Annotated in this window: 18 protein-coding genes, 1 pseudogene and 1 riboswitch; of the genes and pseudogenes, 11 read left to right on the forward strand and 8 right to left on the reverse strand. The window is 75.0% G+C overall.

Annotation, left to right across the window (positions count from 1 at the left end):
- Positions 1-60: 60 nt before the first annotated feature.
- From ribB to ITJ48_RS06060, 5 genes and pseudogenes are all read right to left on the reverse strand, one after another.
- Positions 61-717, reverse strand: a pseudogene (gene ribB, locus ITJ48_RS06040) (3,4-dihydroxy-2-butanone-4-phosphate synthase); the annotation flags it as partial.
- A gap of 77 nt (positions 718-794) precedes the next feature.
- Positions 795-1,415, reverse strand: coding sequence for a riboflavin synthase (locus ITJ48_RS06045; protein WP_194612784.1), 621 nt, complete (start codon positions 1,413-1,415; stop codon positions 795-797).
- 182 nt (positions 1,416-1,597) lie between these two features.
- A riboswitch (FMN riboswitch) is annotated at positions 1,598-1,734 on the reverse strand.
- 50 nt (positions 1,735-1,784) lie between these two features.
- Positions 1,785-2,480: a pentapeptide repeat-containing protein gene (locus ITJ48_RS06050; protein ID WP_194612785.1), complete on the reverse strand. Its 696-nt coding sequence runs from the start codon at positions 2,478-2,480 to the stop codon at positions 1,785-1,787.
- Between the two features lie 79 nt (positions 2,481-2,559).
- Positions 2,560-3,984, reverse strand: coding sequence for an L-serine ammonia-lyase (locus ITJ48_RS06055; RefSeq protein WP_194612786.1), 1,425 nt, complete (start codon positions 3,982-3,984; stop codon positions 2,560-2,562).
- Positions 3,981-4,613 (reverse strand): MarR family winged helix-turn-helix transcriptional regulator, encoded by a 633-nt coding sequence (locus ITJ48_RS06060; protein ID WP_228506210.1) that lies wholly within the window; start codon positions 4,611-4,613, stop codon positions 3,981-3,983. Before ITJ48_RS06060 ends, ITJ48_RS06055 begins: the two co-directional genes overlap by 4 nt.
- A gap of 117 nt (positions 4,614-4,730) precedes the next feature.
- Here ITJ48_RS06060 and ITJ48_RS06065 point away from each other — a divergent pair, with 117 nt between their 5' ends.
- Entirely contained in the window at positions 4,731-6,866 is a 2,136-nt protein-coding gene (locus ITJ48_RS06065; RefSeq protein ID WP_194612787.1) for an MMPL family transporter, read from the forward strand.
- A gap of 163 nt (positions 6,867-7,029) precedes the next feature.
- On the opposite strand, the gene ITJ48_RS06070 is transcribed toward ITJ48_RS06065, so the two are convergent.
- Genes ITJ48_RS06070 through ITJ48_RS06080 form a run of 3 tightly spaced genes read right to left on the reverse strand, consistent with a single transcriptional unit; the run spans position 7,030 to position 10,294 of the window.
- A complete protein-coding gene (locus tag ITJ48_RS06070; protein WP_194612788.1) occupies positions 7,030-7,683 on the reverse strand; it encodes a thermonuclease family protein in 654 nt (217 codons plus the stop codon).
- Entirely contained in the window at positions 7,680-9,104 is a 1,425-nt protein-coding gene (locus tag ITJ48_RS06075) for an MFS transporter (RefSeq protein WP_194612789.1), read from the reverse strand. Before ITJ48_RS06075 ends, ITJ48_RS06070 begins: the two co-directional genes overlap by 4 nt.
- A gap of 35 nt (positions 9,105-9,139) precedes the next feature.
- Complete coding sequence (locus ITJ48_RS06080; protein WP_194612790.1) at positions 9,140-10,294, reverse strand: winged helix DNA-binding domain-containing protein; 1,155 nt, start codon at positions 10,292-10,294, stop codon at positions 9,140-9,142.
- A 107-nt stretch (positions 10,295-10,401) separates the two neighbouring features.
- On the opposite strand from ITJ48_RS06080, the gene ITJ48_RS06085 reads away from it, so the two are divergent.
- From ITJ48_RS06085 to ITJ48_RS06130, 10 genes are all read left to right on the forward strand, one after another.
- Positions 10,402-10,539 carry a hypothetical protein gene (locus ITJ48_RS06085; RefSeq protein WP_166644753.1) on the forward strand — a complete coding sequence of 46 codons (138 nt, stop codon included), beginning with the start codon at positions 10,402-10,404 and terminating at the stop codon, positions 10,537-10,539.
- Between the two features lie 147 nt (positions 10,540-10,686).
- A complete protein-coding gene (locus tag ITJ48_RS06090; protein WP_194612791.1) occupies positions 10,687-12,807 on the forward strand; it encodes a carboxypeptidase-like regulatory domain-containing protein in 2,121 nt (706 codons plus the stop codon).
- Between the two features lie 277 nt (positions 12,808-13,084).
- Positions 13,085-14,293 carry an alcohol dehydrogenase catalytic domain-containing protein gene (locus ITJ48_RS06095; protein ID WP_194612792.1) on the forward strand — a complete coding sequence of 403 codons (1,209 nt, stop codon included), beginning with the start codon at positions 13,085-13,087 and terminating at the stop codon, positions 14,291-14,293.
- A gap of 110 nt (positions 14,294-14,403) precedes the next feature.
- Positions 14,404-15,390 carry an aldo/keto reductase gene (locus ITJ48_RS06100; protein WP_194612793.1) on the forward strand — a complete coding sequence of 329 codons (987 nt, stop codon included), beginning with the start codon at positions 14,404-14,406 and terminating at the stop codon, positions 15,388-15,390.
- 118 nt (positions 15,391-15,508) lie between these two features.
- Positions 15,509-15,787, forward strand: coding sequence for an acylphosphatase (locus tag ITJ48_RS06105; protein WP_194612794.1), 279 nt, complete (start codon positions 15,509-15,511; stop codon positions 15,785-15,787).
- A gap of 255 nt (positions 15,788-16,042) precedes the next feature.
- Positions 16,043-16,567: a methylated-DNA--[protein]-cysteine S-methyltransferase gene (locus ITJ48_RS06110; protein ID WP_194612795.1), complete on the forward strand. Its 525-nt coding sequence runs from the start codon at positions 16,043-16,045 to the stop codon at positions 16,565-16,567.
- A 1-nt stretch (position 16,568) separates the two neighbouring features.
- Entirely contained in the window at positions 16,569-17,150 is a 582-nt protein-coding gene (locus ITJ48_RS06115; RefSeq protein WP_194612796.1) for an RNA polymerase sigma factor, read from the forward strand.
- Entirely contained in the window at positions 17,147-17,809 is a 663-nt protein-coding gene (locus tag ITJ48_RS06120; protein WP_194612797.1) for a methylated-DNA--[protein]-cysteine S-methyltransferase, read from the forward strand. The genes ITJ48_RS06115 and ITJ48_RS06120 overlap by 4 nt, the downstream gene beginning before the upstream one ends.
- Positions 17,806-18,405 (forward strand): DNA-3-methyladenine glycosylase I, encoded by a 600-nt coding sequence (locus ITJ48_RS06125; RefSeq protein WP_194612798.1) that lies wholly within the window; start codon positions 17,806-17,808, stop codon positions 18,403-18,405. Before ITJ48_RS06120 ends, ITJ48_RS06125 begins: the two co-directional genes overlap by 4 nt.
- Complete coding sequence (locus ITJ48_RS06130) at positions 18,402-19,316, forward strand: DNA-3-methyladenine glycosylase 2 (RefSeq protein WP_370544800.1); 915 nt, start codon at positions 18,402-18,404, stop codon at positions 19,314-19,316. Before ITJ48_RS06125 ends, ITJ48_RS06130 begins: the two co-directional genes overlap by 4 nt.
- The last annotated feature ends 28 nt before the right edge of the window (positions 19,317-19,344 follow it).

Raw genomic sequence — 19,344 nt, forward strand, 5'->3', positions numbered from 1 at the left:
GTGGTCGGGCCTTCGGGCCGTCGGGCCGTCGGCCGCCGGCCGTCGGGCTCAGCCCCGGCGGTCGCGCTCGTCGAGCCAGACCACGAGCTGGGCGATCGACACGACGGGCACGCCGTCGCGGGCGCCGAGGGCGACGAGCCCGGGCCAGCGCATCATCTCGCCGTCGTCGGCGACGATCTCGCTGATGGCGGCGACGGGACGGAGCCCGGCCGCACGCATCAGGTCGACCGCCGCCTCCGTGTGCCCGTTGCGCTCGCGCACGCCGCCCGGGCGGGCGCGCAGGGGCAGCACGTGCCCCGGGCGACGCAGGTCGTCGCGCACGGACGCAGGATCGGCGAGGACCCGCAGCGTCGTCGCCCGGTCGGAGGCGCTGATGCCGGTCGTCACGCCCGCCGACGCGTCCACGCTGACCGTGTAGGCGGTGCCGCGCGCGTCCTCGTTGTGGGCCACCATCGGCGGCAGGTCGAGGGCGTCCGCGATCTCCGCCGCCATCGGCGCGCAGACGAAGCCCGAGGACACCCGGACCGTCCAGGCCAGCCACTCGGGCGTCGCGAGCTCGGCTGAGAGCACGACGTCGCCCTCGTCCTCGCGCGACGCGTCGTCGGCCACGATGACGGGACGCCCCTGACGCAGGTGGTCGAGCGCGGCCTCGATCGAGGAGGCGCCCGTCGACTCGGCCGTGTCGGCCGCGGCACCCGGGTCGGTGACGGGAGGCACGCCGACCGCGTCGCCGGCTCCCGCTGCGTCGCCCGCGCCTGCCGCGCCTGCCGCGCCGGTCACGCCTGCCGTGCCGGTCACGACGTCGCCCCCGCCCCGAGGGCGAGCATGCGGCGCACGTGCCGCGCGACCACGTCGGTCTCGACGTTGACCCGGCTGCCGGCGACCGCGCCGCCGAGGGTCGTCGCGGCGAGCGTCTCGGGGATGAGGCTGACCTCGAACCAGCCGGGCTGCTCGTGCGGCTCGCTGATCGCGCTCACCGTGAGGCTGACCCCGTCGAGGGTGACCGAGCCCTTGTCGACCAGCAGCGGCGACAGCTCGTCGTCGAGCGTCAGCCGGACACGGCGCCAGGCCTCGCCCGGCTCGACCTCGACGACGGACGCCGTCCCGTCGACGTGGCCCTGGACGATGTGCCCGCCGAGGCGGTCGCCCACCCGCGCGGCGCGCTCGAGGTTGACCGGCGAGCCGGCGCCGAGCCCGGCGAGGGTGCTGACGGCGAGCGTCTGCCTCATGACGTCGGCGGTGAAGGCGCCCTCGCTGCGGTCGACGACCGTGAGGCACACGCCGCTGACCGAGATCGAGTCGCCGTGCCCGGCGTCGTCGACCACGAGCGGTCCACGGACGGTGAGCCGGACGCTGTCGCCGACGTCGTCGATCCGGACGACCTGGCCGACCTCCTCCACGAGCCCGGTGAACATCAGCGGCCCGCCGTCGCGGTCGGGGCAGCGGCCACGGAGGCGTCGGACGGTGGCGTGGTGTCAGGGGCGCACGAGGAGGTGCGGTGCAGCGAGGTCATGTCGGTCTCCGTCCGGAAGGGGCGGCTCCGGGGGACGACGCAGGGTCGCTCAGCTGGGCGCGCTCTCACGAGACGACGCCCGGCCCGCGCTTCCTCTCATCCGGACTGTGACCGTCGGCACCGGAGTTCCACCGGTTCAACCGGACGACCCCCCGAAGGGCGTCGTGCCGGGTCGCGGGCTGTGACCGCCGGTTCAGATTTGCACTGACCCCGGAGCGCGTTGCTCACGGCGACCCTAGCACCGCCGCCGCGGAGGCCACCGGGCATCCGCTCAGTCGACGACGACGCCGAGGTGCGCGGCGAACACGCCCGCCATCGACGCGAGCTGGAGGTGGTCGATCGTCGCGCCGCGGAGGCCGTCGAGCCCGTCGACCCGGTCGAGGTCGGTGGTGCGCAGGTCGGTGTGGGCGAGGGAGGCGCCGGTCAGGTCGAGCGTGCCGACACGGCAGTCGACGAACGCGACGCGCAGCGCCTCGGCCCCCTGCAGGTCGAGCTCGCCGACCACGCAGCCCTCGAGCACGACGTCGGTCAGCCGCGCGCCGCGGAGGTTCAGGTAGTCGATCTTGCCGCCGACGATCCGCACCGACTGCCACGAGGCGTCGAAGAGCTCGGCCGAGCCCCAGCGCGGCCGCTCGACGCGGACGTCGCGCCACGTCGCCCTGGCCGACGAGAGCTCGGGGGCGAACGAGTCGGAGACGACCGACTCGACGATGCGGGTGCCGCGCAGCCGGGCTCCGTCGAGCCGAGGCACCGCGAACACGCACTCGGAGAAGGAGGAGCCCTCGAGGTCGCGGCCGGCCAGGTCGGCGTCGACGAAGCGCTCGAGCTCGCGGTGGTCGCGCGGCCCCAGCAGGTCGGCGCCCATGTCGACGAGGCCCTGCGGGTCGAGCGGGTCGAGCCGCGGGGCGTCGGTGCCGCCGCCCGGGCTGGCGACGGTGCGGGACGAGGGGCGGCGCGGCGGGGTCATGCGACCACGGTAGCGGCGGGGTCCGACAGCGCCCGCGCCTCCTCGGCGGCCCCGGTCCCGAGCCGGCCCCGCGCCTCCGTCAGCACTCGACGACGTTGACCGCGAGGCCCGCCCGGCTCGTCTCCTTGTAGCTGTCGGCCATGTCGCGCCCGGTCTGGCGCATCGTCTCGATCACGGTGTCGAGGCTGACGACGTGGCTGCCGTCGCCCAGCAGGGCCATGCGCGCGGCGGCCACAGCGGTGCCGGCGGCGATCGCGTTCCGCTCGATGCAGGGCACCTGGACGAAGCCGCCGACCGGGTCGCAGGTGAGGCCGAGGTGGTGCTCCATCGCGATCTCGGCGGCGTTCTCGACCTGGCGCGGCGTGCCGCCCAGCAGGCCGGTGAGCGCCCCGGCGGCCATCGACGAGGCCGAGCCGACCTCGCCCTGGCAGCCGGCCTCGGCGCCCGAGATCGAGGCGTTGCGCTTGTAGAGGGAACCGATCGCGGCGGCGGTCAGCAGGTAGTCGCGAGCCAGGGAGGCGCGGGTCGCCCCGTGGAACCGCATCGCGTAGTAGCCCACGGCCGGCACGATGCCCGCGGCGCCGTTCGTCGGCGCGGTGACGACGCGTCCGCCGCCCGCGTTCTCCTCGTTGACGGCCATCGCGTAGGCCTGCAGCCACTGGGCGGGCAGGTCGGAGGTGAGCAGCGACGAGGCCTGGCCCTGCTCGATCGCGGTGCCGGAGAGGGCGTACCGCTCGGCCCGCTCCTCCTGCAGGCGCAGCCGCTCGGCGACCTGGCGGGCGCGGCGGGGCACCTTCATCCAGCCGGGCAGGACGCCGGAGGCGGCGAGGCCGGTGTCGATGCACGCCTCCATCGCGGCCCAGCGGGCGTCGAGGCCCGCCTGCGCGGTCTCTTCGCCGTGCAGGGCGACCTCGTTGCGCCAGGCCAGCTCGGCGATGCCGATGCCCTCGGCGTCGCAGAGCCGGAGCAGGTCGTCGGCGTCGCGGAAGGCGAGCGGCGCCTCGCGGGCGGGCACCGCGTGCTCGTCGTCGCCGTCGCGCACGACGAAGCCGCCGCCGATCGAGAAGAACGTGTCGCGCGCGATGCTCTGCCCGGCGGCGTCGAGCGCCTCGAGGCCCATCGCGTTGGGGTGCCGCGGGATCCGGGTGAGCGGGGCCATCCGCAGGTCGCCCCGGGCGAAGGCGATCTGGTGCGTGCCGAGCAGGCGGATGCCGCCGCCCGCCTCCACCGCCTCCTGCATGCGCGAGATCGTGGCCGGGTCGCCCGTCTCGGGCGCGAGGCCCGCGAGGCCGGCGAGCACGGCCGACGGGGTGCCGTGCCCGAGCCCGGTGGCGGCGAGCGAGCCGTAGAGCACGACCTCGACCCGGGCGACGTCGCCCAGGCGGCCGGCGTCGCGCACCGTCTCGAGGAAGAGGCGGGCGGCGCGCATGGGGCCCACGGTGTGCGAGCTCGACGGGCCGATGCCGATCGAGAAGAGGTCGAGGCCGGAGACGTAGTCGGTCATCGTGCTGCTCCTGGTGCTGTCGGGGAGTCGGGCGTCGGCGCGGAGGGGCCCGCGGCGGAGGCGCCCGCCGCGGCCGAGGCTGAGCGGTCGCCGGTGCCGCGGGCGTGCTCGGCCATGGCGACGGACATGTCGGCGAGGAACCGCTGGACGGTGCGCAGCTCGGCGGCGTCGAACTGGTCCATCACGGTCGCGCTGAGCCGGCCGAGGGGGCCGAAGAACTGGCCGGCGACCGCCCGGGCGGCCTCCGAGTAGTGCACGAGCACGCGACGCCGGTCGGCGTCGTCGCGGCTGCGGTGCACGTGGCCGGCGCGCTCGAGCCGGTCGATGACCCCGGTCGCGGCGCCGGAGGTGACCCCGAGCAGGTCGCCGAGCCGGCCCGACGTGACGGGGTCGCCGCGCTGCTCGGCCTGCATCACGTGCAGCAGCGCCTCGAGGTCGATGTGGCCGAGGCCCTGCTGCCCGGCGAACGCCTGGGCGACGCGCTGCGACTCGGTCGTCAGGCGCTGCATCGAGGCGACCACGTCGCGGCGGACGGGGTCGTCGTGCGCGCCCGCGTGCCCGCCCGCATGCGCGCCGCCGCCTGCGGTGCCGTCGCCCTGCGGGGCGGGCGTCGTCGTGGTGTCGGTCATCGCGCCTCCTCGTCTGATTCTCGCGGACGCACGGCGTCCCGTGTGCCATAGTCTTACTTGCTAAGACTCTTTGTCAGCGAACCACTTCATCCTGCTCGACCATCCTCGGAGGACCCCGTGCGCGCACTCGCCCGACTCGTCAGCGGACACCGCACCGCCTGGGCGGTGCTCGGCGGCACGCTCGTCGTCGTCGCCCTGCTGCTCGCCCTGCTGCCCTCGGGCGACGACGAGGCGTTCCCGCCGTCGGGCCTGCCCGACTCGAGCGAGGCCGCACAGGTGACCGCGCTGCTCGAGGAGTTCCCGTCGGCCGACGCCACCGTGGGGATCCTGGTCTGGAGCAGAGGAGGCGCGCAGCTGTCGAGCGCCGACCTCGCGGCCGTCGACACGGCCGCGTCCGCCCTCGCGGAGCAGTCGACCACGCCGCAGGCCGTCCGCCCGCAGGTGAGCGACGACGGCTCCGCCGCCCTCGTGGCCGTGCCGCTCTCGGCCGCCGACGTCGAGGCCGACGTCAGCGGCACGGCGACGAGCCTCCGCGACGCCGCCTCCGCCGGGCTGCCCGACGGGCTCCGTGCGTACCTGACCGGGCCTGTGGGGTTCCAGGACGACGTCTCGAACGCGTTCGCGGGGGCCGACTTCCGCCTCCTGCTCGTCACCGTGCTCGTGGTGGCCGTGCTGCTGATCGTGACCTACCGCAGTCCCGTCCTCTGGATCGTGCCCCTGGTCGTCGTCGGCGTCGCCGACTTCCTCGCCGGCCGGGTGGTCGCCGCCCTCGCCGAGCCCCTCGGCGTCACCGTCGACGCGTCGATCTCGGGCATCCTCTCGGTGCTCGTCTTCGGCGCGGGCACGAACTACGCCCTGCTGCTGGTGGCCCGCTACCGGGAGGAGCTGCTCGTCCGGCCCGACCGGCACGAGGCGATGCGGACGGCCGTGCGGAGCGCCGGCCCGGCGATCGCCGCGAGCGGCGGGACCGTCGCGCTCAGCCTCGCGACGCTGCTGCTCGCCGAGCTCTCGGGCAACCGCGCACTCGGGGCCGCCTGCGCGATCGGCGTCGTCGTCGCGATCGCGTTCGCCCTCGTGGTGCTGCCGGCGGCGCTCGTGGTCTGCGGACGCGGGCTGTTCTGGCCGTTCGTGCCCCGCGCCTCCTCTGCCTCGACGGACGGGCCGGGCGCCGAGCACGTCGGCCACGCCGGCCACGCCCGTCCCCGCCAGGGCTTCTGGGAGCGTCTCGGCCGCGGCGTCCAGCGCCGGCCCGGCCGCGTCGCCGTCGCCGCGGTCGCCGGCCTCGGCGTGCTCTGCCTCGGCCTCGGCGGCTACGCCGTCGGCCTCTCGCAGACCGACCAGCTGCTCGGCGACCCCGACTCCGTCACGGCTCAGCGGATCGTCGACGACTCGTTCTCGGCGGGGCTCACGAGCCAGACCATCGTGCTCGCCCCGACCGCGGCGACCGACGACGTCCTGCGGGTCGTCGAGGGCGTCGACGGCGTCGCCAGCGCCACGGCCGGCGAGCAGGCCGACGGGCTGACCCGCGTCGACGTCCGGCTCGACGCCGAGCCCGAGAGCGACGAGGCGTCCGCGACCGTGCAGGACCTGCGCGACGCCCTGCACGACGACGGAGGCGCGGTGGCCGACGCCCTCGTCGGCGGCACCGACGCGACCGCGTACGACGAGCGCACCGCCGCCTCCCACGACCTCGGGCTGATCGCCCCGGTCATCCTCGCGATCGTCGTCGCGATCCTCGCCGTGCTGCTGCGCTCGCTCGTCGCGCCGGTGCTGCTCATCGCGTCGGTGCTCGCCACCTTCGCGGCGAGCCTCGGGGCGGCGACGTGGCTGTTCACGCACCTCCTCGGGTTCCCGGCCCTCGACACGAGCGTCACGCTCTACGCGTTCCTCTTCCTGGTGGCGCTCGGGGTCGACTACAACATCTTCCTCACGACGCGGGCTAAGGAGGAGCGGCTGCGGCACGGCACGCGCGAGGGCATGGTGCGCGCCCTGTCGTCGACGGGAGGGGTCATCACGAGCGCCGGCGTGCTGCTCGCCGCCGTGTTCGCGGTGCTCGGCGTGCTGCCCGTCGTCGCGCTGACGCAGGTCGGCGTCATCGTCTGCATCGGCGTGCTGCTCGACACGCTCGTCGTCCGGACCGTGCTCGTGCCGGCGCTGGTGTTCCTCACGGGCGACGCGTTCTGGTGGCCGAGCCGGCGAGGCCCGGCGAGAGTCCCCGGATCGACCTCCGAGCCCCTCCCGACGTCGAGCTGAGGCCTCTCGTCCCTCGCGGCAGGGACGAACCGGCAGGAAGTGCTCCCCCGGCGGCCGGCGAGAGCACGTCGTGACGGCTCAGCCACCAGGGCGCCGGGCCGTCGGGCCGCCGGGACGCCGCGGCTCCGGGCCGTCGGGGCGGAGTCCGGCCGGGCAGGGCAGGTCAGCGGCAGGCGCCCCAGAGGCCGGCGCCGGAGTCGCGGGCGGCGGCCTCGGCCGCGACGAACGCGTCACGGTAGCGGTACGGCTGGTCGTAGGTGTCCTCCTCGCCGAGGCCGGAGGCGACCAGCTGCTGGTTCAGCAGGCCGCCTCCCTCGGTCCAGACGTAGCGGAGCAGCCGGTCGTAGCGGTCGGCGTCGCCCTGCGAGGCGTCGTCCTCGAGCCAGACGGTCGACCCGACGGGCAGGGCGTCGGTCGTGAACGCGCTCGCCTCGGGGCCGAAGCAGTCGACGGGGGCGTCGGGCTTGACGGTCTCGGGGGTGTCGACGCCGATCAGGCGGAGGCGCTCGCGAGCGCCGTCGGCGGCGACCACCACGACCGTGTCGCCGTCGACGACGCGCTCGACGGTCGCCGGGACGGCCGCGGCGGGGACGCTCGACGGGACGGAGGCGTCGGCCGAGGGAGGCCGGACGGTCCCGTCGGACGAGCCGCCGGACGAGCCGCCGGTCGCCCCGCCGTCGAGCAGCTGGGGGAACGCGATGACGACGACGGCCCCGACCACCACCACGGCGAGCCCGAGGAGGGCACGGCGACCGGCGCCCCGGGTCCGGGCACGAGAGCGGCTGCGGCGACGCGACGCCGCGGTCGAGCGGCTCACTCGGCGAGCCTCGTGCCGCGGAGCTCGGGCAGGGCCAGCGCCGCCACGGCCGCGACGACGAACACGCCGCCGAACACCGCGAAGAGCACCGGCGTCCCGCCGAGGACGAGGAGGGGCGGCACCGTCAGCGGGGCCGCGATCGACGCGATGCGCCCCACTCCCGCGGCCCAGCCCGCCCCTGTGCCGCGCAGCCGCGTCGGGTAGAGCTCGGGGGTGACGGCGTACAGCGCGCCCCATGCCCCGAGGTTGAAGAACGACAGGAACATGCCCGACACGACGATCTGCGTCGCGCTGCCGCTGACCGCGCCGAAGCCGAACGCGGTCGCGGCGACGGCCGACCCGAGCAGGAACACGGCGAGCGTGCCGCGACGCCCCCACCGCTCGATCAGCCAGGCCGACGCGGCGTAGCCGGGCAGCTGCGCGAGCGTGATCAGCAGCGTGTACTCGAACGACTTCACGAGCGGGAAGCCCGCCTCGACCAGCAGGGTCGGCAGCCAGACGAAGGCCCCGTAGTACGAGAAGTTGGTCATGAACCAGACGACCCAGATCGCGACGGTGCGACGCCGGAGGCCGTCACGGAGCAGCGCAGCCGCCGAGGAGGCGCGGGGCGCGTCGGCAGGGCGTGCGTCGGCCCGGCTCGGGTCGGCCGGGCGCGTGTCGGCCGGGCGCGTGTCGGCCGCCGCTCGCGGTGCCGCCGCGGGCCGGGCGATGCCCGCTGCCTCCTCGAACGCGCGCACCGTCCGCTCGGCCTCGTCGTGCCGACCCCTCGCCTCGAGGAACCGCACCGACTCGGGCATCCGCAGCCGCACGAACACGGCGTAGAGGGCCGGCAGCGCACCGATCAGGAGCGCCCAGCGCCAGCCGTCGTCGCTCAGGGGGATCACGAGCCAGCCGACCAGTGCGGCGGCGATCGAGCCGAGGGCCCAGAACGCCTCGAGCAGCACGACGACACGGCCGCGAATGCGGCGGGGCGAGAACTCGGACACGAGGGTCGAGGCCACCGGCAGCTCGGCGCCGAGGCCGAGCCCGACCACGAAGCGGAGCACCAGCAGCGCCCCCACCGACCAGCTGAGGGCGCTGAGGCCCGTCGCGAGGCCGTAGACGAGCAGGGTCAGGGCGAACACCGTCTTGCGGCCGAGCCGGTCGGAGAGCGACCCGCCGACGGCGGCGCCGATCGCCATGCCCGCGAAGCCGGCCGAGGCGACGAAGGCGAGGGCCCCCTTGTCGCTGCTCCACACGACCGCGAGCTGGGCGATGACGAACGACAGCAGCCCGACGTCCAGCGCGTCGAGGGCCCAGCCGAGGCCCGACCCGACGAGCAGGCGCCCGTGCTTGCGCGTGAACGGCAGCTCGTCGAGCCGCTCGGTGCGGGTGGGAGGCCCGGGCGTGCCGGGCGTGGGGGTCGCGACGTCGTCGGTCATCGAGGTTCCTGTGCTGAGGACGGCACGACGCAGGGTCAGGGCGGCGTGGGCGCCGACGCGGGGCCCTCGGCGAGCGCGAGGCCGAGGTGCTGCGCGTACTGCTCGGCCCGGCGTCGCACCTGGGCGCGTCGACGTTCGGTCCACGCTACCCAGGGATCGACCTCGATCGCGACCGTGCCGCGCGCGACCGTGCGTCGCCAGGTGCCGACCACCCGCCCGTCGACCGTGACGGCCGGCAGGAACAGCCCGTTCGAGGACGGCACGAGGCGGGAGGCGTCGGCCGGGTCGAGCGACGCCTCCCGGCCTCCGTAGCCGAGCAGCAGCTCGTCGAACGACGGCAGGAGGCGCAGGTCGCCTCGGGCGGGACGCCCCGGCTCCGCCTCCCCCTCCGTGCGCTCGATCCAGGTCTCGCCGTCGACGACGGTGGTCTCGACGTCGTGGACGAGGGAGACCGCGTGCCGCGCCTCGGTGAGCGTCAGCCCGCCCCACCACGCCAGGTCGCGCACGGTCGCGGGGCCGCGCCGGGCCAGCCACCGGCGGACGTACTCGGCGAGCGCCTCCTCCCGGTCGTCGATGCGGCGGGAGACGGGGATCCACTCCTCGAACAGGGCGAAGCGCTGCTGCGTGCCCCGGGGCGCCGCGAACACGATCACGCACCGGGCGCTCAGCCAGCGCAGCAGGTGCGAGCCGCGCTCGCCGGCGGTGTCGACGCCGTGACGGGCGACGGCCCCGAGGAGGTCGGGCCTCGAGAGCTCGCCGTGCTCGGCGAGGGCCGCGACCACCGCCTCCTCGGCCCGGGAGAAGTGCTCCGGCTCGAGGCCGGCACGTCGCCAGAGGCCCGTGCTCGCGGCGAGCGAGCGCGGCGCGAGCAGCTGGGTGAGCCAGCGCAGGTCGTCGGCCGCGACGAGGAACAGCGTGCCGCGGGCCGGCCAGCCGCGGACGACGCTGCGGTCGGCGAGGGCGGCCTGCACGGCGGCGGCGTCGGCGCCGGGGGTGCGCAGCGCGAGTGCCCAGGTCGCCGCGGCGAGGTCCTGCGCCTGCGTGCCGAGCATCGCCCGCGTCGTCGCCGCGACCGTCGGCTCGCCGGCGACGGAGATGCGCTGGGCTGCGGTCCGGGCGACGGCGACCTCGCGCAGGTGCGCTGTGGAGACCGGTCCGGTCTGACGGCCGGTCGAGGAGGCGCGGACCATGCCCGCAGTGTACGAGCCGTGAGAGTGCCCGGCGAGGACGGGGCGGGGACGATGTGCCCGTAGGCTCCGCGCACCGGACCAGCTCGGTCCGAGACGGAGGCACCACCATGGCAGAGAAATCAGCGAAGAAGACCACCGCGAAGGTCGCAGTCCGCAGCCTCAAGGAGAAGCGCGCGGACAAGAAGGCCAAGAGCGGCACCGCGTCGCACTCCGAGGACGCGGTCTCGAACGTCAAGAAGCGCTAGACCGCCGGTCGGGGGACGTCACGGCGACGTGATCCCCCTGACCGCAGGGGCTTCTCGTGCTCGCGATCCGGCCAGCGGGTGACAAGCGGGCCCTTCGTGAAATAACCTCAGCCGGGGGGCACCACGGCCCCCGTCTGGGAGGCCCGCATGCTCGCCCGTTCCACCGCCCGTTCCGCCCGGCCCTCGCGGCTGCCGCGTCGAGCCTCGCTCCGCGGCCTCGCCGCCGCGACCACCACCGGCGTCGTCGCCCTGGCCCTCGCCCTCGGGGGCGCGACCGGCGCCTCCGCCGCCCAGGGCTCGTCCTGGGGCCAGTTCCAGGTCTCCGGCTCGGCACGCGCCTACACCGGGACGATGACGCTCGCGGGCGGGTTCCCCGTCACGACCTTCACCTCGACCTCACGACAGGCGACGGTCCCGAGCGGCTCGAGCACGTGGCAGGCGGCCTCGACGCCGCCCGGCGCCCAGTACGGCACGAGCCGGGGGCTGCCGTACCTGAACCAGCGGCCCTCGCAGGACTCGCCGACCACGGCGGGCGCCGCCGTCACCACCTACACGTTCGCCTCGGCCACGCCGTCGTCGGGCTGGTCGTTCGTGCTCGGCGACATCGACGCCGACCAGGCGACGATCACCGCCACCGGTGTCGGAGGCGCGCCCGTGACGGCAGCGCAGCTCGGCTTCCAGGGCACTTACAACTACTGCGCCGGCACGGGCACCCCGTCGTGCGACAGCGCCGGCACCGGCGACCAGCCGCGCTGGGACGCCGCCACGGCGACGCTGGTCGGCAACTCCGCCGCCGCCGACACCGAGGGCGCGGCCGGCTGGTTCAGCCCGAGCGTGCCGCTCAGGACGCTGACCATCACGTACCAGCAGCGCAGCGGGTTCCCGGTGTACCAGACCTGGTTCGCCACCAAGACGTTCAGCGCCTCGGGGACGGCGACCGTGGGCACGGGCGACGCGGCGACGCCGTACGCGGGCGCCGTCGTGACGGTCACGAACGAAGCCGGACGGGTGGTAGCAGTCGCCGAGACGGACGCCGAGGGGCGCTGGAACGTCCCGTCTCTCGTCGCGACCGCCGGGTACTCGGCGACGATCACACCACGGGGAGACGAAACCGCTTCACCTGTCCCGTTCGCGCTCAGCTCAGCTGGTGCCGCGGGTCTGGACTTCGTGTTCCCCGAGGACGCTGCGGTCCCCGCGACGACCACGCTGACGGGAACGGTCTTCTTCGAGTCAGGGCCCACGGCCCCGGGTCGAGAGCTGCAGATCCTGGCCGAGGGGACGGACACCCCGTCCGCCACGGTCACGGCAGACGCTGACGGTGGCTTCGTCTTCGACGGCCTCGATCCCGAGAAGCGCTACGCGATCGTCGACGTGACGGGAGGCGGGGTGACGGAGTTCCGACCCCTGGCTGGGCTGACGGAGATCGTTGTTCCCGACGCCGCCGCGACGGTCGACGTCACCGGCACGGTCTCGAACGCCGACGGCTCGCCGGCCGCGAACGAGACGCTCGACTTCGTCCCGGTGCCGGACGACGCGAGTGCCCAGCCGACGGGCCCCGACGTGTCTGTCGTGACCGGCCCCGACGGTAGCTTCGAGGCCGACGGGCTCACGCCCGGCGCCGACTACGTCGTCGTCGTCGGGGACGACGCCGAGCACCCGATCCCGTTCGCGGCACCCGAGCTGGGCGAGACGCCCGCGCCCTTCGCGCTCGTCGTGCCCACGGCCGCGGCCGTCGCCGTGGACGGCACGGTCGTCGACTCGGCCGGTGCGCCCGCCCCCGGCGTCGTGGTGAGCGTCCTCCCGGTCGGCAGCGACGTGCCCGTCGCGACCGCCACCACCGACGCGGCCGGCCGCTTCGTGTTCGCCGACCTGAGGCCCGGGACCACGTACCGCCTCGCGGTGACGGGCGCCGGAGACCCGACCGAGTTCGTCGCGTACGTCGACCGCACCCTGGGCACCTTCGCCCTGCTCGCCGCCGAGGTGCCCCCGGTCGAGCCGCCGGTCACCGACCCCGGAGCGGGCACCCCGAGCACGCCTCCCGGAGGCGGAGCAGGCACCGGCGGAACCGGGACCGGCTCCGGCACGAGCACCGGCGCAGCCGGCGGTCGCGGGCCGCTCGCCTTCACCGGCAGCGACGTCGACCAGCCGCTCCTGCTCGCGGGCGGGCTGCTGGCGGCGGGGCTCGGCCTCGTGGCCGGCGGGGCCGCGCTGCGGCGTCGTCGCGCGGCGCTGGCCACGGCGGCGGAGGCGCGCTCCTCACGGGGCTGACCCGCGCCTCCTCGGCTCGGCAGCACCGAGACGCACGACGCCCTCGGCCCTCTCGGGTCGGGGGCGTCGCCGCGTCAGGCTGCCTGCTGCCCGCTGGCCGCTGCCCGCTGCGGGTCGGCCACGCGCTCTGCGGGCTCGGTCTCCCCGCTGGGCAGGCAGGGCCTGTACCCCGGACGCGGAGGCGACTCGGCGGGTGCCGCCGGTCGCCCGGGCCTACCGTGCACGCCGTGCCCGGCGGACTCCCGCGGGCGCAGCCGCACCGATCGAGGAGGCACACATGAAGGCAGTCGTCTGGCACGGCATCGGGGACATCCGTCTCGACGAGGTCGAGAAGCCCACCATCCAGGACGCGAACGACGCGATCGTCCGCATCACCCGCAGCGCGATCTGCGGCACGGACCTCCACTTCGTGCGCGGCACGATGGCGCCGATGGAGGAAGGCACGGTCCTCGGGCACGAGGCCGTCGGCGTCGTGGAGCAGGTCGGCGACGCGGTGCGCGGCTTCAGCCCCGGCGACCGCGTCGTGATCAACAGCACCGTGTCGTGCGGCGCCTGCCGGTACTGCCGCGAGGGCCACACCGCACAGTGCGACGTCGCGAACGCGAACGGACCGGACGCGGGCACCGCCTTCTTCGGCGGGCCGGCCTCGACCGGGCCCATCGACGGCCTCCAGGCCGAGTACGTGCGCGTCCCGTGGGCGCGCAACACGCTGCACCCGCTGCCCGACACGGTCAGCGACGAGCAGGCGATCCTGCTCAGCGACATCTACCCCACCGGCTGGTTCGGGGCGGAGCTCGCCGGCGTCCGTCGCGGCGACGTCGTCGCCGTTCTCGGGGCGGGCATCGTCGGGCAGTTCGCGATCGCGTCCGCGTTCCAGCAGGGCGCCTCCCGAGTCATCGCGATCGACGGCCTCGAGGACCGCCTGGCCCAGGCGCTGGCCCAGAACGCCGAGGTGGTCGACTTCAACCACGAGGACCCGGTCCAGGCCGTCAAGGACCTCACGGGAGGCGTCGGCGTCGACGCCGTCATCGACGCCGTCGGGGTCGACGCGCAGCACCCCGTCTCAGGCCCTGCCGCTCCCTCCGACGAGGAGAAGAGCAGCTTCGAGCAGGAGGTCGCTCAGGTCGCCCCCGACGCCGCCCCTCAGGGCGACCTGTGGGTGCCCGGCAGCGCGCCGTCGCAGGCGGCGCGCTGGGCCGTCGAGATCGTCGCGAAGTACGGCCGGATCGGCATCATCGGCGTCTACTCGCCCACCGTCGAGTCGTACCCGATCGGGGCGGCCATGCTCAAGAACCTGACGATCCGGATGGGCAACTGCGACCACCACTCGGTCACTCCCCCGCTGATCGAGCGGGTCGCCGCCGGGCTGTTCGACCCGACCGCGCTCATCACCGAGCGCGAGCCCGTCGGCGACGCGATCGCCGCGTACGAGGCGTTCGACCGGCGCGAGCCGGGCTGGCTCAAGGTCGAGCTGACGACGGCGTAGGCGCCGGCACCTCGGGGCGCGAGGCGGACGAGGAGGCGCGGTGCAAGGACGACCTGCACCGCGCCTCCTGCACCTGGTCGGCGCACAGCCCACGGGTGTTGCCTGGCGCCATGAAGAACACCACACTCGGCAGCGTCGACGGCGGACTCGACGTGGGCCGCATCGGCCTCGGCCTCATGGGAATGTCCGCCTTCTACACCGGCAGCGGGACCGACGACGACGAGTCGGTGCGCGTGATCCACGCCGCTCTCGGCCACGGCGTCACCCTGCTCGACACGGCCGACATGTACGGCCCGCACACGAACGAGCAGCTGCTCGGCCGGGCGCTCAAGGGCCGTCGCGACGACGCCGTCGTCGCGACCAAGTTCGGCAACGTCACCGACCCGGAGGCGCGGGCCGAGCGGGCGATCGACGGTCGCCCCGAGTACGTCCGCAGGTCGATCGACGGCTCGCTGAAGCGACTCGGGATCGACCACGTCGACCTCTACTACCAGCACCGCGTGGACCCGCTGGTGCCGATCGAGGACACCGTCGGCGCGATGGGCGAGCTCGTCGAGGCCGGCAAGGTGCGGTTCCTCGGGCTCTCCGAGGCGTCGCCCGAGACGATCCGCCGCGCGCACGCCACCCACGCGATCACGGCGCTGCAGACGGAGTGGTCGCTGTGGAGCCGCGAGGCCGAGGCCGAGGTGCTGCCGACCGTCCGCGAGCTCGGCATCGGCTTCGTGCCCTACTCGCCGCTCGGCCGCGGGTTCCTGACGGGCACCCTGCGCTCGGTCGACGAGCTCGCCGACGACGACTTCCGCCGCTTCAACCCGCGGTTCGAGGGCGACAACCTGAAGGCCAACGTGCGGATCGTGGAGCAGGTCGACGAGGTCGCCCGCCAGGTCGGCGCGAAGCCCGGTCAGGTCGCGCTCGCCTGGTTGCTCGCCAAGGGCGAGGGCATCGTGCCGATCCCGGGCACGAAGCGCCGCACGTACCTCGACGAGAACGTCGCCGCCGACGCGATCGAGCTCACCGAGGAGCAGGTGCACCAGCTCGACGACGTCGCGGCGCCGAAGGGCGACCGCTACTCGGACATGTCGACCATCGACCGCTGAGCACGGTCCGCGAGGGCGGGTCTCCGGCTCGTGTGCAGGTCGGTCGCGACCCGTCCTCGGCCCGGGAGGCCCGCCCTCGACGCGTCCGGGGACGAGGAGGCGCGGGTACGGTCGACCGATGGACGACGTGATCAGACGACGCGCCCTCGTGCACGGCACCGTGCAGGGCGTCGGGTACCGCTTCTCGACCGAGGGCGAGGCGGACCGCCTCGGCGTCGACGGGTTCGTGCGCAACAGGTCGGACGGCACCGTCGAGGTGGAGGTCGAGGGCACGCCGGAGGCCGTCGGCCAGCTGCTGGCCTGGCTCGAGGAGGGACCGACCGGGGCCGACGTGTCGCGGGTCGACGTGGAGGAGCTCGCGCCGACCGGCGAGGGCGGCTTCGAGACGCGTCGCTGAGCTGTGCGGCCCGGGCGAGAGGGACCCGGCCCGGGTGCTCGCACGCACCCGACAGCGTGGAGTCCCCGGACCGGGCCGGTGGCGCCCGCGAAGGGCGCGCCCTCAGTAGTACCAGGCCGCGCCGGGGCGTCCGCTGGGACTCGCGGCTCATCTTCTGATCCGTGCAGCTTCCGCAGGTTCTCGCACCTCACCTCACACAGGAGGCGCGGCGTGCGTCTCCATGATGAGTACGATCAGCCGAGACAGGAGCCCCCGATGAGCACGATCTCCGTCGTCCACACGACGATCGACAGCCCCGTGGGCGAGTTGACGCTCGTCGGCCGCGAAGACGGCCTCACGGGCTTGTTCTTCTCCGGCCACCGTCGTCTGCCCGACCCTGCGAGCTTCGGCGCCCGATCGTCGGTCGGCACCGGCCTGTCCGACTTCGTCGAGGTCGAGAGCCAGCTCGCGGCGTGGTTCGCGGGCGAGCGTCGCGCCTTCGACCTGCCCCTCGCGCCGGTCGGCACGGAGTTCCGGCAGCGCGTGTGGCGACAGCTCGCGACCATCCCGTGGGGCGAGACCCGCACGTACGGGCAGCTCGCGGCCGCCCTCGGCGACGTCAGGCTCGCCCGAGCCGTCGGCACCGCCAACGGGGCCAACCCGCTCAGCATCCTCGTGCCGTGCCACCGTGTCGTCGGCTCCGCCGGTTCGCTCATCGGGTACGCCGGCGGGCTGGTCCGCAAGCGGTTCCTGCTCGACCACGAAGCACCGGCGTCGGCCGGCTCCGGTCGGCTCTTCTGAGATGCCGCCCTTCGATCGCGTCGTCGAGCGGCACGGCACCACGGTCCTCCGGGTCTGTCGTGCGCTGCTCGACCCGACCGACGCCGACGACGCCTGGTCCGAGACGTTCCTGGCCGCCCTGGTCGCGTGGCCGGACCTCCCGTCCGACGTCAACGTCGAGGCGTGGCTCGTGACCGTCGCCCGCCGCAAGGCCCTCGACGTCATCCGTGCCAGGGGCCGTCGGCCCCAGCCCGTCGAGCACCTGCCGGAGCCCGAGCCGGGCAGCGCCTCGTCGGCGGCCTTCGACGAGGTCCTCGCCCGCGACGACGCCCTGCTCCGCGCGGTCCGGTCCCTGCCCGAGGGGCAGCGCGACGCGGTCGTGCTGCACCACCTCGCCGGGCTGAGCCACCTCGAGGTCGCCGAGCTGACCGGCCGCAGCCACGCCGCCTGTCGACGCTCGGCTGCCGACGGCGTCGCCGCCCTGCGCCGCGTGCTCGGCGAACACGACGAGAGGGGCTCCACCCCGACCCGTCCGACCGGCGCGACGGACATCCGGCCTGGAGCGCCCCGACGCGCGAGACCCCGAGAAGGAGCACGGCGATGACCGACACCGCACCCGACGTCGACACGGCGGTGCAGCACCGCCTCGTCGTGGCGACCGACACCGAGCCGGGCCCCGACCTCGACGCGCACCTCGACCTCCTCCGCGGCCGACTCGCGGACCAGGCTGCGGTCGTCGGCACCGTCGACGTCTTCTGGCGAACCGTTCCCTCCCCCGTCGGGCTGTTGCTGCTCTGCGCGACGGACGTCGGTCTCGTGCGCGTGGCCTTCGACATCGAGGACCACGACGCCGTGCTCGACCGCGTCGCCGAGCAGGTCGGCTCCCGGGTGCTCCGGTCCGGCCGGCAGCTCGACGAGGTGGCGGTCGAGATCGACCAGTACTTCGCCGGGCGGCGCCGGGACTTCGACCTCGTGCTCGACCGCAGGCTGTCCCGGGGCTTCCAGCGGACCGTGCTCGAGCACCTGCCCGAGATCCCCTACGGCGAGACGGCGAGCTATGCCCGCGTCGCCACCGCGAGCGGCAGCCCGAGAGCCGTCCGAGCCGTCGGCACGGCCTGCGCGACGAACCCCCTGCCGGTCGTCGTGCCCTGCCACCGTGTGGTCCGCAGCGACGGCACCCCGGGTCGTTACCGCGGCGGCGAGGCCGCGAAGGCGGTCCTGCTCGGGCTCGAGTCGCAGCTCTCGGCCGGAGCGCGCTCGTGAGCGGCGTGGTGGTCGGCGACGACGGCCTGGCCCGACCGCCGTGGGCTGCGGTCGACCCGCTGATGCGCGAGTACTACGACACCGAGTGGGGCATGCCCGTCCGCGACGAGCGCGGGCTCTTCGAGCGGCTGAGCCTCGAGGCCTTCCAGTCGGGGCTGTCGTGGGCCACCATCCTCCGCAAGCGCGAGGCGTTCCGCTCCGCGTTCCGCGACTTCGACCCCGACGTGGTGGCCGGCTTCGACGACGCCGACCGCGAGCGCCTGCTCGCCGACGCGGGCATCGTGCGGAACCGGCTCAAGATCGATGCGACGATCACGAACGCCCGCGCGACGGTGGCCCTCCGCGAGCGCGGCGGGCTCGTCGACCTCGTGTGGTCGCACCGGCCCGCCGAGACCCCTCGTCCCGTCGAGCTCGCCGACGTCCCTACGACCTCGCCCGAGTCGGTCGCGCTCTCGAAGTCGCTCAAGGCCGTCGGCTTCGCCTTCGTCGGCCCGACGACGATGCACGCGCTGATGGAGGCCACCGGGATCGTCGACACCCACCTGGTCGACAGCCACCGACGAGGGTCGTCGGGCGTGTGGGAGGCGGCACGGTGACCGACCTCGTCCTCCGCCCGCTCGAGCTGCGCCTCGAGACCGACGGCCCGTACGACGCCGCGCACGCGATAGGCCTCCTCGCGGCGCACAGCATGCCGGGAGCGGAGCTGACCGACGTCACGGCCGGCACGCACTCCCGCCTCGTCGACGTGGCAGCGGCCGACGAGCCGTCGCGCGTGCTGCGGCTCGACCTGCGCCTCGAGCCGAGCGGCGTCGACGTCGTGGCCACCGCCTCCGCGGGGCTCGCTCCCTCGCCGGACGACCGCGACCGGGTCGAGCGTCTCGTCCGTCGGTGGCTCGACCTCGACGCCGACACCTCCGGGGTGCTCGCCGCACTCGGCGACGACCCCGTGCTCGGCCCGCTCGTCCGCGCACGGCCCGGCATCCGCATCACCGGCAGCCCCGACGGGTGGGAGGCGGCGGTGACCACCGTGCTGGGCCAGCAGGTCTCGCTCGCCGCGGCCCGCACCTTCGCGGGACGGCTCGTCGCCGCGCTGGGCGCCGACGTGCCCGGGACGGGACTCCGCAGGTTCCCCCGCGCCGACGTCGTCGCGGCCCTGCCGGTCGACGAGCTCCGTGCCGCCGTCGGGGTCACCGGCGCCCGGGGCCGGACCCTGCACGCCGTCGCCGAGTCCGTGGCCGGCGGTCTCGTCATCGCACCCGATCGCGACGTCGCCGCCGTCCGCGCGTCGCTGCTGGCCCTTCCCGGCATCGGTCCGTGGACGGTCGACTACCTGTCGGTCCGGGCCCTGGGCGACCGGGACGCGTACCCGGCGGGCGACCTCGTGCTCAGGCGGGCGCTCGGCGGCGTGACCACGAAGCAGGCCGAGGTCGCCTCCGCGCCCTGGGCCCCGTGGCGCGCCTACGCCCTCTTCCACCTGTGGTCGCACGCCCTGCCGACCGTCCCCTGACCTGCCCCCCGCACGACGCCTACTGTCG

The organism is Frigoribacterium sp. VKM Ac-2530 (assembly GCF_015350835.1).
In the GTDB taxonomy this organism is placed as follows: Bacteria; Actinomycetota; Actinomycetes; order Actinomycetales; family Microbacteriaceae; genus Frigoribacterium.